We start from the raw sequence: 14,315 nt of genomic DNA, 5'->3' as shown, positions 1-14,315 counted from the left end.
CAGGAAGAAACTGGATCCGGACGAGGATTCGCTAAACTCCCCCAGACCTCCCCACCGCCTCCGATACTTTCATCTTCACCCCCGTCTACCTCCCTTCCTTTCCCCCTCCTCCAAGCCACAGGCTTATCGTTCGGCAGGGTGCATCCCTAACCCGAGCCGATGGCTCACCACCACGCATCACAAGACGATTGCCTAAGCAGATCCGGATTGCTGAACAGCGAACAGTGCGAGAAGCAGAAAAGTGGCGTGAAAACCTTTCCTCCCCGCGCTCTACTGCCGGGACATGCTTACTCGAGCAGGTGGCGTTTAGAAGCCGACCCGAACACGCGTTTCTCCAGTCCTGCAGCCTTCATTTGCAAATCCTCTATCACAGACATGCGGGCAGTATCACCGATGGAACCGGTCGCAAAAGTGACGGCAAGTGCGGCAGCAGGCTCTTGCAGATGATTGAGAATCGGCACCGCAATCGATTCCTGCCCCGGGGCGACAACTTCGATCTCCTCCGCATACCCCTGGACCCGGATTTCCAACAATTCCTCCGGGACACTTCCCAAAACAGCGTTGATACGGGTTGTGTCCATCATCGAAAGCATTGCTTTCCCCGACGCAGTATGCATCGCGGGCAGTCTCACTCCCACGCCTGTTACGAGTCTGGGCGCACCAGGCGAGGGCAGCTCTAGAATGTAGACCACCTCGTCACCGACGATGCGAGAAACGTGACAGGTGCCGGAGACTAGTTCAGCTAAGTGTTTAGCCGGCCTAGTGGCTGCTCGAACGAGCGGTTGCTGTGTGGCGTAGGCACCGGACATGCCATAAGCGGCAATCCCTAAACCGTAAGCACGCCGTTCAGGGACGTACATCACGTAACCGTACTCGATCATGACGTTGAGCAGGTGATACGTGGTCGACCGAGGAAGACCGAGCTCTTGTTGAATTCGAGCTGCGCTCACTGGGGAATCCAGGGTGGAAAGCAACGTCAAAATACGAAGAGTATTTGCTGCGGCGGGTACGTGGGACATAATAGTTAGATTACCTAATATGCTTGACACTATGAGCTATTCCCCCACATTTTCATGGACAGGCCGCAACGACGGCGAAGGCCCCGAGCATGCCCGCTGGTTCAACACGATCAAGCCACTTCCCTTCAACCCCCTCGAGGAAAACTCCTCGTTAGATGAAGCCACCGCAAAGGAACTCTCCCACTCCGTGACAATCCTCGGTTTCGCCTCGGATGAAGGAGTGCGCCGCAACCACGGTCGAGTCGGAGCCGCGGAGGGGCCGAATTCCGCGTTCACGGCACTGGGCAGTCTCGCAGCCCCCGCAGAAACCCGCGCCTATGATGCCGGCATCATTTCCGTGACCGACGCAGATCTTGAAGGAGGGCATAAAGCACTGTCCACGGCAGTCGCCGCTATCACCAGCACAGACACGACCTGCATTGTCGTCGGTGGTGGGCACGAGACGGCCTACGGCACCCACATGGGCCTCGTTCGCAGTAGCGATTCGGCCTCTATCGGAATCATTAACTTTGATGCCCACTTCGACCTACGCACTGCGGACAGGCCGACATCAGGTACTCCCTTCAAACAGATTTCCCAGGAAGTAGACCCATTTCACTACACGGTGATTGGTATCTCTCGCCCCAACAACACGAAAGTGCTTTTCGACGAGGCGGATGCCCTTGGTGTCACGTACGTCACTGAGGACGAGCTACGGCATGCAGATATCGCCGAAATTATCTCCACGGCCGCTCGCGATGTTGATATCCTCCACGTATCCATTGACCTTGATGTTCTTCCAGCGGGAGTGGCGCCCGGAGTAAGCGCACCTGCCGCCGTAGGTGTGGATCTGAACACGATCAGGGATGGCCTAGCAGCGTGCATGCAGACTGGAAAGGTTCGGCTCATCGATATAGTCGAGCTGAACCCAACCTATGACATCGACAATCGCACCGCGAAGGTGGCAGCTCGACTGATCAGCGACGCAACGGCGCTCATGTAGCACTCCCGCGCGCTTCCCTTCCAGGTCCTACAACCGATGAAGCGGATGGTCCACAAGATTACTCCCGCACACGAACATCCGCACACGAACGTTCACAGAAAAACGTTGGCAAGCTAAGGTTCGCAGGCGAACGTTCCAGGCAAACGTACCTGGCGAACGTTCCAGGCAAACTCTCCATTCCTTCTGTGTCTGGTAAGCGGGACTGCAGAAGGAGGACGAGGGACTGCAGTGGATTCTTTGCACGACGCGAAAGGCAGCCGGGTATCTACCCGGCTGCCTCATATTGCCGAATCCTCGACTGTGCATCCATCGGCTGGGCATTCCTACCGGATTGCCACACCTACTGGTTTTAGATTAGCTACTAGCCCAGCTCACCTGCAGCGTCGGCTGCGGCCCTGACGATGTCACCAGAGGCAACAAGATCGACGGTGTGCTGAATATCGGGAGCGAGGAAGCGGTCGGGCCCCGGGCCATCGACGGTGCGCCGAAGCACGTCAATAACGGCCTTGGTTCCAACACCAGGCTCGCCGCCACGCATGTCGATGGCGCGTGCTGCGGTCAAAATCTCCACTGCGAGAACTCGTGTCAGGCCATCCACGTTGCGACGCAGCTTCCGGGCTGCCGACCACCCCATCGATACGTGATCCTCTTGCATAGCAGAGGAGGGAATGGAGTCGACGCTGGCAGGGACAGCGTTTCGTTTCATCTCACTGACAATCGCAGCCTGCGTGTACTGAGCGATCATGTGACCTGAATCCACACCCGGATCATCAGCGAGGAAAGCGTTCAGCCCTCTATTACGGGCAGGGTCGAGGAACCGATCCGTTCGCCGTTCCGAAATGGATGCGAGATCCGCGGTCACGATAGCCAGGAAATCGAGGACATACGCCAACGGTGCGCCATGGAAGTTTCCGTTCGAGGTGACCCGTCCGTCCTTTGCCACCACGGGGTTATCAACAGCAGCAGCAAGCTCGTTGTTGGCAACGAAAATCGCGTGGCTAAGAGTGTCTCGCACGCCTCCGGCTACTTGCGGACTGCACCGCACTGAGTACGCATCCTGAACCTGGTTAATGGCGAAGTCCTCTGCTGCAGCCTCAAGAATGCCCGAGCCCTCCACGACCTTGAGAACATTGGCTGCTGCGACGGCTTGGCCTGGATGGGGTCGAAGCTCCTGCAAATCTGCTGCGAAGACCGTCGCAGTTCCGTTGAGTCCTTCGAGTGACATGGCGGTCGCGATGTCCACCGTGGTGACAAGGCGTCGGATGTCATCGATCGCCAGGCACAGTTGGCCGAGCATGCCATCAGTGCCGTTGATGAGGGCGAGTCCCTCCTTTTCCTTGAGCTCGATCGGCTCAAACCCCGCAAGGGAGCAAGCCTCGGCACCGGTAATTTCCTTTCCGTCCTTCGTGCGGGCTCGCCCCTCACCAAGAAGAACTAACGCGCTGTGTGCCAAGGGTGCCAGGTCACCTGAGCAGCCTAGGGAACCGAATTCGTGGACGATCGGTGTGATGCCTGCGTTGAGGAGCTTGGCGTAGCACTGAGCGACCTCCGGACGGACGCCTGTACGTCCAGTGCACAGCGTACTGATACGAAGAAGATTGAGAGCGCGGATGACTTCCCGCTCTACTTCAGGGCCAGACCCCGCAGCGTGAGATCGCACAAGCGACTTCTGCAGTTGCGCACGCATGTCTTCCGGGATGTGGCGTTTCGCGAGTGCACCAAAGCCTGTAGAAATGCCGTAGACGGGGGTGGGATCCTTGGCAAGGTCTTCAACGCGACTTCGCGTGGATGCCATAGTCTTCATGGCGTCCTCGGAAATCTCGATGGGGGCATCATAGCGGGCTACATTAACGACATCGTCGATGCTCAGGGCACCTACTCCGACAGAAACGCAATCCATGGTTCACCTTCCTGGTAGGTTGACTATTCTTTGTCCGATATTAGCCACTCGTGAACTCTGTCTGTGCCACCTTCTCCCCTCATCGCTCCACATTCTCATATTCAAGACTTTTTGTTCTCACCCCCGACGGGGGTTGGACACTGAAGGTAGTACTCCCCCCCCTCTGTCTCACCTGTCGCATTTCGATCCCCCACGCCCCAAGCGAAAAATCAAAAACTAAGGTGGATCCGCTTGTAGCGAGTCCACCTTTGCCGTCCTTTTATGCGACCTTTTTATGACGCCTTTTCGTGTGGCCTTTTATGACGCCTTATCCCTAATGCTTGCGTTTACTGTTTTCTGGAAACTCCCAATCTCCTTCCCTCACCAGATTCCTAGATTCCAGCTCGGCTTTCAGTCGATCCACCTACTTGTCTGCTCCCCAGTCCTCCGCAGGCCACTGCTGTTTCTGATCAGGGGCGGGTGGATTCTGGATGAAGGTGATCCGGGCTGAGGACAATCCCGGTTGAGGGCGATCCGGACTGAGTGTGGTCCTGGAAGAGGGCTTTCGCAGGTGCGTTTCGTGATCGGGTTTTTGCACGAGGCTATCTACCGTCAGGAGGACACATCCGAGCCCACTACACCGACTACTGCAAGCACACGGACTACACGGAGAAGCCAAGAGCGCGAAGCTGCTCGCGCCCCTCCTCCGTGATCATCTGCGGCCCCCACGGCGGCATCCACACCCAGTTGATAGTCAGTTTTTCCACAAGATCGTGGGTCATCACTGCGGCGGCAGCCTGCTCCTCGATCATGTCAGTAAGAGGGCACGCAGGTGAGGTCAGCGTCATGTTCACGACGGCAGTGTTGCCGTTTTCGATCCAAATGTCATAGACGAGTCCGAGGTCAACAACGTTGATGCCGAGCTCCGGGTCGATGACATCGCGAAGGTACTCCTCTACATCGGACGCAAGCTCAAAATCCTCCTCGCTTTGCGGGGGCTTCTGGGCCGGCCCGCTGAGCGAATCGGAGCTGCCGTTTGCCGGAGCAGGGGCAGCTGCGGTGTCCTGGCTTTCGCTTTCCGACGACCTGTCGTCCGGTTGCTGCACATCCTGTGCTGGTTCCGGTGCAGGTGAAGTCGCAGTGTGGGACGGCGAATCGACAACGTCGTTCGTTGCCGTTGTTTCATTGTTGTCAGTGGTCACAGTTAGAAGTTTCCTTTGCTGATCGTCGGGTGATCGTCAATGCTCGTAGTTTCGCTGCTGGTGATCGTCGAAAAGCACCGTGAGAAAACCGTTCCGGGGAGAGCACCCCAGCCCTCACACAAGGTGGGGACGCGGTGGCAGAAAGCGGGGCGGTTGTCTCCCCGCTCACGGCCCAGGATGCTCTATACCTCCCCTACAGCTGCCTCAAAAGCCTTCCATCCTAGGAGCGCACACTTGACACGAGCTGGGTAGCGGGAGACACCGGCGAAAGCAACACCGTCGCCGATAAGGTCCTCGTCACCCTCGTGCTCCCCGCGGGAGGTCACCATCTTCTCAAATTCCGCAAGCTTGGCCAACGCTGTATCCAGTGGTTGCCCGATCACCTCCTCGGTGAGCACGTCGACAGCTGCCTGCGAAATAGAACATCCCTCGGCATCGTAGGAGACATCCTCAACCGTCTTCTTATCCTCACTGAGCTTCACGCGCAGCGTCAGCTCATCGCCACAGGAGGTGTTGACATGGTGGACTTCCGCATCGAAGGGCTCACGAAGCCCGGCGTGCTGCGGATGCTTGTAGTGGTCCAGGATAACTTCCTGGTACATCTGCTCAAGTTGCATACTCTTACACTCCGAAGAAATTCTTGACCCGGTGAAGCCCAGCTACCAACTGGTCGACTTCATCGAATGTGTTGTACAGGTAGAAGGAAGCGCGCCCGGTCGAGTTGACACCGGCCTGGCGGTGGATGGGCCAGGCGCAGTGGTGACCGACTCTGATAGAAATTCCCGAGTCATCGAGAACTTGCCCCATGTCGTGCGGATGCACCCCTTCAAGGGCGAAGCTGATGGCCCCACCGCGGTTTGCAGGTGTCGTCGGCCCAAGAATCGTCAGCCCGTCGATTTCCTGCAGCTTCTTAAGGGCGTAGGCCGTCAATTCCTGCTCGTGGGCGTGGATCGCATCCATCCCGATTTCTTGCAAGAACTCAATGGCAGCGCCGAGACCAACAACCTGGCTCGTCATCTGCGTGCCCGCCTCAAAGCGCGTGGGGATATCGGTGAAGGTGGTCTTTTCCATCGTCACCACCTCGATCATCGACCCTCCGGTGAGGAATGGTGGAAGCTTTTCCAGCAATTTCTTGCGGCCATACATGACGCCCACGCCCGAGGGGCCACACATCTTATGCCCGGAGAAGCCGGCGAAGTCAACATCGAGCTCATGGAAGTTAACCGGCATGTGAGGCACGGACTGGCACGCGTCGAGGACAGTCATGGCTCCGACGTCCTTCGCACGCCGAACGATCTCTGCCACGTCCGCCACAGCTCCCGTCACATTTGACTGATGGGTAAAGGCAACGACCTTGACCGAGTCATCCAGTTCCAGAGAATTCAGGTCAATGCGCCCATCCGGAGTGGATGTGTACCACTTCAGGGTCGCGCCGGTACGCAGGCACAGCTCCTGCCACGGAACGAGGTTCGCATGGTGTTCCAGTTCCGTGACGACGACGGTGTCGCCTTCCCCCACGTACAGATCGCCTGCGCGCTTGTCTGAAAGAATAAAGGCAATTTCGTTGAGCGCCTCAGTAGCGTTCTTTGTGAACGCAATCTCTTCACCGTCGGCTCCCACGAACGCAGCGATGTTGTTGCGGGCTGTCTCGTAGGTGTCGGTGGCATCTTCGCCCAGCGCATAGGCACCACGGTGGACCGGGGCGAAGTTGTGCAGGACGAATTCCTCTTCCGCCCGCCACACGCGCTCGGGGCGCTGTGACGTAGCACCGGAATCGAGGTACACAAGCGGTTTACCGTCGCGAACCGTGCGGGACAGGATGGGAAACTCCTTGCGTACCTTTTCTACGTCCAGCTTCCCGTCCGGGGTTAGGAATTCGCTCATTAGTTTCGCATTCTTTCTAGTCTGTCAATCTTTGAGCCAAAAACACGGCGTGCACCACCGCGTGCGCAGTTTCATCGGTGTGGATACCAGCGCAGCGCCGGTGACGTGTGGATTACTTGACGTACTTCTCGTAGCCCTCGGCCTCGAGTTCATCGGCGAGCTCGGGTCCACCGGAGTGAACGATCTGGCCATCCGCGAATACGTGAATGTGCTGCGGCTTGACGTAGTCCAGGATGCGCTTGTAGTGGGTGATCATGAGGATTCCGCCACCGGTGCGCTCCTGGTAGCGGTTAATGCCTTCACTCACGATACGCAGTGCATCCACATCCAGGCCAGAGTCCGTCTCATCCAAGATCGCGAACTTTGGAGCCAAAAGCCCCAGCTGGAGGATCTCGTGACGCTTCTTCTCACCACCGGAGAAGCCCTCATTAATCGAGCGCTCGTTAAAGGACTTGTCAATCTTCAGCTCTTCCTGCGCTGTCCTGACTTCCTTCATCCAATCGCGCAGCTTCGGTGCCTCGCCGCGAACGGCGGACACGGAGGAGCGGAGGAAGTTGGAGGTCGAGACACCCGGAACCTCCACCGGGTACTGCATGGCGAGGAACAGACCGGCGCGGGCGCGCTCGTCTACCGTCATCTCGAGGACATCGCGCCCGTCGAGAAGCACCTCACCGCTGGTTACCTCGTAGCGGGGGTGGCCAGCCAGCGTGTAAGCCAGAGTGGATTTACCCGATCCGTTCGGCCCCATGATGGCGTGGGTTTCGCCGGAGGACAGCGTGAGGTTGACACCCTTAAGAATCTCTTTGGGCTCGGTTTTGCCGTCCGTGGAGTTAACAACGGCGTGGAGATCCTTGATTTCCAACGTGCTCATTACATCTACCTTTTCGTTTTAGCTAGTATTGTGCGTTTTCGGTTTTATCGTTTCAGCCTAAACCGCTGGAACTCTTCGTTTGTTCCTGAAAAGCCGTCATGCCTAGCCCCTCTCCAACCACCTGCGCCTGATTGGGCGCGTGAGCCCGAGGGGCAAAATCAGTGCGATGGCGACTCAGTCCGAATAGCGGATTAATCCGAGTTGCGGAACAGTGCGCGGAACGTTCAGTTAAAGCTGAGGCCTTCCAGCTCCTCGGTGATCTTCGCCTCCAGCGTCTCGCGCAAACCCTCGACGGGGATTCGAGCAATCACTTCGGAGAAGAAGCCGTGGACAATGAGCTTTCTTGCCTCTGCCTCGGGGATACCGCGGGACAGAAGATAAAACAGCTGTTCATCATCGAAACGGCCGACGGTGGCGGCGTGACCTGCACCGACGATGCTGCCGGTCTCGATCTCAAGGTTCGGCACGGCATCTGCACGTGCACCTTCCGTCAGCACAAGGTTGCGGTTAGCTTCGTACGTGTCCGTCCCCTGCGCGTTGGCTCGAATGAGCACATCGCCGATCCACGCCGTGCGCGCATCAGGTGTGCGGGTGGTCTTGTCCCCCTGCAGCGCTCCCTTGTAGAGCACGTTGGAACGGCAGTTGGGCTGGCTGTGATCGACGAGCATGCGCTGCTCGAAGAACTGGCCATCATCGGCAAAGTAGACACCGAGCAGCTCTGCATCGCCGCCTGGAGCGAGATATTTGACCCGTGGCTGTAGGCGGACGACCGAACCACCGAACAACGCCACGTTATGGCGAAGGACGGCATCGCGTCCGAGTTCAGCAACCTCTGCGCCCAAGTGGACGGCATCGTCATCCCAGTCTTCATGGACAACAACCGAAAGGCGGGCGTTGTCGCCAACGAGATACTCGTGGTTATCAGCAAGCGTTCCTGTTCCCACCGTGTGGATCTGGACGGATGCTGTAGCGCCGTCCTCGACCTCGACGACGAGGTTGCCAAAGGCGGTGACATCCGGTCCAGAACCCGTAATAGTGATGATGACCGGCTCGGTCGTCGTCGAATTCTTGGCGAAGGTAACGATGTGCCCCTCGGTTGAGGAGGTCCACGCCTGCGCGGCGACACGGTCCACGCCGCCACCGGTGCGACCGATGCGCGCGTCATCACGGGCAACCTTTTCGTAGGTCACGCCATCGGCGCCCGCCGGAATCTCCACACTCACCTGGGCGGGAACGGCAGTGCTGAACGTGCCGTCGTGCAGCCCGCGGAGGCGGCGCAGCGGAACATAACGCCACACCTCGTCCTTAACGTGGGGCACCGGGAAATCATCGACGTTGAAGGATGCGAAGAGATCACCCTTGTTGTCGTGCACTGTTGATGCTAGTTCAGCCATTGGTTAACCCACAGATCCTTCCATTTGCAGTTCGATGAGACGGTTCAGCTCCAGTGCATATTCCATCGGGAGCTCCTTTGCAATGGGCTCGACGAAGCCACGCACGATCATCGCCATTGCCTCGTCTTCAGCGAGGCCTCGGGCCATGAGGTAGAACAACTGATCCTCGCTGACCTGCGACACAGTGGCCTCGTGCCCCAACGAGACGTGGTCGTTTCGAATGTCGTTGTACGGGTAGGTGTCTGAACGGGAAATTTCGTCAACAAGCAGCGCGTCACACTCCACGTTCGACGTCGAGTGGTGGGCGTTAGCGTTAATCTGTACCAGTCCGCGGTAAGCTGCCCGGCCGCCGGAGCGGGCTACGGATTTGCTCACGATGTTGGAAGACGTGTGCGGAGCGAGGTGAACCATCTTGGCACCCGTGTCCTGGATCTGTCCTTCACCTGCGAAAGCCGCAGACAGAACGGAGCCGCTGGCGTATTCGCCGGCAAGCCACACGGCGGGGTACTTCATGCAAATCTTGGAGCCGATGTTGCCGTCGACCCACTCCATCGTTCCTCCTGCCTCACAACGGGAGCGCTGGGTGACCAGGTTGAGGACGTTGTTGGACCAGTTCTGAATCGTCGTGTAGCGGCACCGCGCGTTTTCCTTCACAATGATCTCCACGACTGCTGCGTGAAGAGCATCGGCCTTGTAAATCGGAGCCGTGCAGCCCTCAACGTAGTGCACGTAAGCACCTTCGTCGACGATAATGAGGGTGCGCTCGAACTGACCCATCGATTCCGTATTAATGCGGAAGTATGCCTGCAGTGGGATCTCCACATGGACACCCTTCGGGACGTAAATGAAGGACCCGCCCGACCACACAGCCGCATTGAGAGCGGAGAACTTGTTGTCGCCGACGGGGACTACGGTGCCGAAGTATTCCTTAAACAGATCCGGGTGCTCGCGCAGACCAGAATCCATATCGAGGAAGATAACGCCCTTTTCTTCCAGGTCCTCGCGGATCTGGTGGTACACAACCTCAGACTCGTACTGGGCGGCGACACCCGCTACCAGGCGCTGTTTCTCCGCCTCGGGAATGCCGAGTTTGTCGTAGGTATTGCGGATGTCATCCGGGAGATCTTCCCAGCTTGCAGCCGGCTTCTCAGTCGAACGAACGAAGTACTTAAATTCATCGAAATCGATAAAGGATAGATCCGGTCCCCACTTGGGAATGGGCTTCTTTTCAAAGATCTCGAGCGCCTTGAGGCGCTGCTCGAGCATCCATTCCGGCTCATTCTTCGTGGCCGAGATGGTGCGGACAACCTCCTCGTCAAGGCCCTTCTTGGCGGCCTGTCCAGCGTCATCTGAGTCGTGCCAGCCGTAGCTGTACTTCGACGACATGGACTGGATGATTTCGTCATCCGACATCTTTTTATCGGTTGGTGCCGTCACGCGTTGCTCCTTCTATCAATCGGTGTTATCGGTATGTTGGTCGTACAGATCCCGTTGCCGTCGGCAATCGTAGCTAAAGGCTGCACATGTTGCCCGAGAATGCGGGAGACGATCTCCCTCTCGGCGGCGCACAGTTCGGGAAACTCTGAGGCTACTTCCGAAATCGGGCAGTGATGGGTACACAGCTGTACCCCCGCCCCATTTTCTTGCACTTCGGCGGCGTAGCCGTGTTCTGTGAGCTGATCCGCCAAACGGCGAGCCAGTTCTTCCACCTCAGCAGCAGAAAGCCCACTCTTTGGGGATGTCTGTTCCTCAACGGACTGGAGGATATCTTCAATTCGTTGCCGCGCGAACATCATGATCGCATCCTCACCACCCGTCTGACGCAACGCCCGCAGGGCATGAACTGCAAGTTCGTCGTATCCGTGACCGAACTGTTCCCGCCCTTTTGCGGTGAGGATAAACTTCTTTGCAGGACGACCCCTACCACGCGCTTTCTTAATCCGTTCCGGAGCTGTCGTAACGAGCCCTTCCTCTTCTAGGAGGTCGAGCTGTCTCCGAACACCGGCGGCGGACATCGAAAGTCGGGTGGCAAGATCCGTGGCGGCAAGTGGACCGTCCTTCAACAACATGTTTAGGATTGTTTCCCTTGTGTCCACAGTTCCTCCTTCCAACCGAATCGGCGGCCAACATACAATTTAGCAACAGTTGTGTTTTCTAAATTCTTGGCACGTACCAATGTACATTCTTCCTCTCGTGTTTCCAACAAGAAACTCGAAAAGCCTTTCAATCTTCACCGTTTCCAGGTTTGGCTCTATAACACGTCGGTAAGACCCTCTCCCCCACGCACCAGATGCCAAGCCATGGCGGGCTGCTAACCGAGACACCGCGATATTTCTCCGGCACCTCACGGGTTGTTCTTGAGGCTCTTTTAAAGGCTCGTCCGGCACTATTCCGAAGCAGACTATGCCGAAGCAGGTGTAAACATGCCGACATGTGTTGATGTAGGTCGAAAGATGTTGACGTATGTCGAAAGATGTTGACGTATGTCGAAACGTGCGGACCCCAGGTCCAGCGGTTGCACAACGCCATCCTGATTGGCATAGCCGGTGGCGAGTCGGGTGGGCACCCCATGTGCACGCCACGTGGGCACACCAGGTGGCACGGCCGGTCATCGGAAGCGGAACACTAGACTGAAAGGGATCACTACCCACTGTGGAGCATCGCACCCGCGATGTAGGTGACGTAGCGGGCGTAACAAACAGAAGAAGGATCTCCAAAAATAGGATCCACACCGGTACGGGAGAAGAACAAATCCACAGCGGTACCGAACCAGAACAATCGGAAACGGAGGAGTCGATGGCGAAGAGGCCCGGCGTTTTTTCCGGCCTGATGCCCCGCATGGGCGAGCCGGGTAGCCGCTCAACGCTCCTCCACGGGACGGGAAACACCCGCATTCCCGACCGCCCACGACTGTCGTACCTCGACCTCACGCGCTTCGGCCAGCTGCGCTGGCTCGGCACCCTGGGAACGTTGCTGATCTCTTTGGGCGGGCTTGGAGCGGGCGCGCTGCCCGTGATCCATAATCCCTACGCGCACCTCCCATTCGGACGCCTCATGAGCCGGATGCTTCAGACGTCATCCGTCATCGTCCTCGTTGGCGTCGGCTTGCTCGTTCTTGCCTGGGTGCTCATGGCTCCCTATGTAGGAGCGTCTAAGGACAAAAACATCACTGGCGCGCCTCTCATCACGCTTTCGACGCTTCGGAGGACGTGGGTTGCCTGGGTACTTCCGATTGTGTTGACTGCACCGCTTTTTACCCAAGATATCTACTCTTACTTGGCTCAGGGGGCGATCGTAAGTTACGGACTCGATCCCTATGCAGCCGGTCCCGTACAGATCTTGGGTCCGGAACACCACCTCGCGCGATCTGTTCCCTTTATCTGGGCTAACTCCCCTTCACCATATGGGCCAATTGCCTTGGGGATCGCGGCTGCCATCAACGTCGTTACCCGGGAATCCATTTTCTTCGGTGTGCTTGCTCACCGACTCGTCGCTGTCATCGGACTGATGGCTGCAGGCTGGGCAATTACCAAGCTTGCTCGACGATGTGACGTGCGCTCTCAGACAGCGGTGTGGCTCGGGATCCTCAACCCCCTGGCACTCCTTCACCTTATCGGAGGCATCCATAACGAGTCCATCATGCTCGGTCTTTCTTTGGTGGGAATGGAGCTCGGCCTGCGTGGTGTTGATGCCATCCGCGAAGTGCGTATCGGGAGAGCATCCGCGTCAGCGATGCAGCAAGGATTACCCTCGCTAAGCACCACAGTGACAGATAGCAGGGAAGGCACGGATGCCACTGCGCAGCCCACTGCCCAGCTAAAAGGACCGCGGCAACCGAGTGTTCCGACACGAGTCACACATCCGTCGATTGCCCGTCACGGCTGGGGCCTCATCGTCGCTTCTGGTGTCCTCATTTCCATGTCGGGCATGGTCAAGGTGACAGGCTTTATTGCGTTGGGCTTTGTGGGTATGGCGCTCGCCCGGATGACGTACCGCACGGAAGCGGATCGGCTCCGCCTCGACACCCGCCACCTATCTTCCGATGCTGTCAATCCAGAGGGGTTAAGCCAGGCTGAACGCTCCCGTCCCAATAACAAGTGGAGCCTGAGTCACTGGTTCCATATTGCCCGTGCCATCGCGGTGCAGGCGACGGTCCTCGTTCTCACGGCAATTCTCGTGGGTGCGGTGACGGGCATCGGCTTTGGATGGGTCACCGGCCAAGGTGGTGCTGCGACCATTCGTTCGTGGATGTCTATCACAACGGACCTGGGGGTGATTAGCGGATGGGCGGGCATGCTCCTCGGACTGGGGGATCATACAGAGATGATCCTCGTCATCACCCGTGGCATCGGTATAGCAATCTCGCTGGCGTTTATGGTCCGCATGCTCATCGCTACTTTCCGCGGCACAATTAGCCCGGTGGGTGGTTTTGGGGTGAGCACTTTCCTCCTCGTTGTCCTCTTCCCCGTTGTTCACCCCTGGTACATGCTCTGGGCGATCTTGCCCCTGGCAGCCTGGGCCAACCAGAACATCTTCCGCTACGCGGCTATCGGCTATTCCGCGATCATGTGCTTCTTCGTGCTTCCCCGCGGGCTCGCGCTGCCACCCGGAACTATCTTTAGCATCTATGTGGCATCGCTCATCGCGTTCATCACTGTCATCGGGGTGCTTCTCTTTGCCCGCAACAAGCTCTACGGTCCACACATGTAGCACTCACTGGGCATTGCTCGAGGGAGGAATGTTTCCTCTCGCTGTCGCCAGCGCGGCCCTACGTTTCCAGCCACCAGCGCGGCCCTACGCTTCCAGCCACCAGCGCGGCCCCATGCTTCCTGTCGCCAGCGCGAAATTTAAAGGTGGGCCGAAGGAACCCTCGAGATGTTGCCAGAGTGCACCGTTTGGTTTCCACAGGCTTGTCGACGACTCCCCGCGCGGACTGTCGTTACGAATCGGTCTGCAGATGCTCCTACCCCCGTTTTCTGCACTGTCCACCCCGCTACCGCTACTCCCTTGCACCCGCTACATCCCTTTGAATCTTTCGGCTTACTTGAAATATCTGCGCCACGCACCTCGCTTCGCCAGCTCTG

Annotated in this window: 11 protein-coding genes; 2 read left to right on the top strand and 9 right to left on the bottom strand. The window is 57.9% G+C overall.

Annotated features, from left to right (window positions below; translation table 11 throughout):
- Positions 1–287 precede the first annotated feature (287 nt).
- Positions 288–1,019, bottom strand: coding sequence for an IclR family transcriptional regulator (locus HMPREF3044_RS00810; RefSeq protein WP_005394004.1), 732 nt, complete (start codon positions 1,017–1,019; stop codon positions 288–290).
- A 19-nt stretch (positions 1,020–1,038) separates the two neighbouring features.
- Between HMPREF3044_RS00810 and hutG the strand changes: the two genes are divergently transcribed.
- Positions 1,039–2,001, top strand: a complete 963-nt coding sequence (gene hutG / locus HMPREF3044_RS00805; protein WP_070738940.1) for a formimidoylglutamase — start codon at positions 1,039–1,041, stop codon at positions 1,999–2,001.
- 361 nt (positions 2,002–2,362) lie between these two features.
- On the opposite strand, the gene hutH is transcribed toward hutG, so the two are convergent.
- From hutH to HMPREF3044_RS00765, 8 genes are all read right to left on the bottom strand, one after another.
- On the bottom strand, positions 2,363–3,901 hold the full coding sequence (gene hutH / locus HMPREF3044_RS00800; protein ID WP_005390002.1) for a histidine ammonia-lyase: 1,539 nt from the start codon (positions 3,899–3,901) through the stop codon (positions 2,363–2,365).
- A 641-nt stretch (positions 3,902–4,542) separates the two neighbouring features.
- Positions 4,543–4,986, bottom strand: a complete 444-nt coding sequence (locus HMPREF3044_RS00795) for a metal-sulfur cluster assembly factor (protein WP_005390000.1) — start codon at positions 4,984–4,986, stop codon at positions 4,543–4,545.
- Positions 4,987–5,264: 278 nt separating this feature from the next.
- Entirely contained in the window at positions 5,265–5,699 is a 435-nt protein-coding gene (sufU, locus tag HMPREF3044_RS00790) for a Fe-S cluster assembly sulfur transfer protein SufU (protein WP_005389999.1), read from the bottom strand.
- Positions 5,700–5,703: 4 nt separating this feature from the next.
- On the bottom strand, positions 5,704–6,966 hold the full coding sequence (locus HMPREF3044_RS00785; RefSeq protein WP_005389997.1) for a cysteine desulfurase: 1,263 nt from the start codon (positions 6,964–6,966) through the stop codon (positions 5,704–5,706).
- Between the two features lie 112 nt (positions 6,967–7,078).
- Positions 7,079–7,837: a Fe-S cluster assembly ATPase SufC gene (gene sufC / locus HMPREF3044_RS00780; RefSeq protein ID WP_070738939.1), complete on the bottom strand. Its 759-nt coding sequence runs from the start codon at positions 7,835–7,837 to the stop codon at positions 7,079–7,081.
- 224 nt (positions 7,838–8,061) lie between these two features.
- Positions 8,062–9,231: a Fe-S cluster assembly protein SufD gene (gene sufD, locus HMPREF3044_RS00775; RefSeq protein WP_005389993.1), complete on the bottom strand. Its 1,170-nt coding sequence runs from the start codon at positions 9,229–9,231 to the stop codon at positions 8,062–8,064.
- A gap of 3 nt (positions 9,232–9,234) precedes the next feature.
- The gene (gene sufB / locus HMPREF3044_RS00770) at positions 9,235–10,644 is read right to left on the bottom strand and encodes a Fe-S cluster assembly protein SufB (protein WP_070738954.1); all 1,410 of its coding nucleotides are present in this window, start codon (positions 10,642–10,644) and stop codon (positions 9,235–9,237) included.
- 20 nt (positions 10,645–10,664) lie between these two features.
- Entirely contained in the window at positions 10,665–11,327 is a 663-nt protein-coding gene (locus tag HMPREF3044_RS00765) for a helix-turn-helix transcriptional regulator (protein WP_081446514.1), read from the bottom strand.
- Positions 11,328–12,027: 700 nt separating this feature from the next.
- On the opposite strand from HMPREF3044_RS00765, the gene mptB reads away from it, so the two are divergent.
- Positions 12,028–13,941, top strand: coding sequence for a polyprenol phosphomannose-dependent alpha 1,6 mannosyltransferase MptB (gene mptB, locus HMPREF3044_RS00760; protein WP_070738938.1), 1,914 nt, complete (start codon positions 12,028–12,030; stop codon positions 13,939–13,941).
- Positions 13,942–14,315 lie beyond the last annotated feature (374 nt).

This window comes from Corynebacterium sp. HMSC073D01, assembly GCF_001815555.1.
Classification (GTDB): Bacteria; Actinomycetota; Actinomycetes; order Mycobacteriales; family Mycobacteriaceae; genus Corynebacterium; species Corynebacterium glucuronolyticum.
This window is presented reverse-complemented; position numbering and strand designations above follow the sequence as displayed.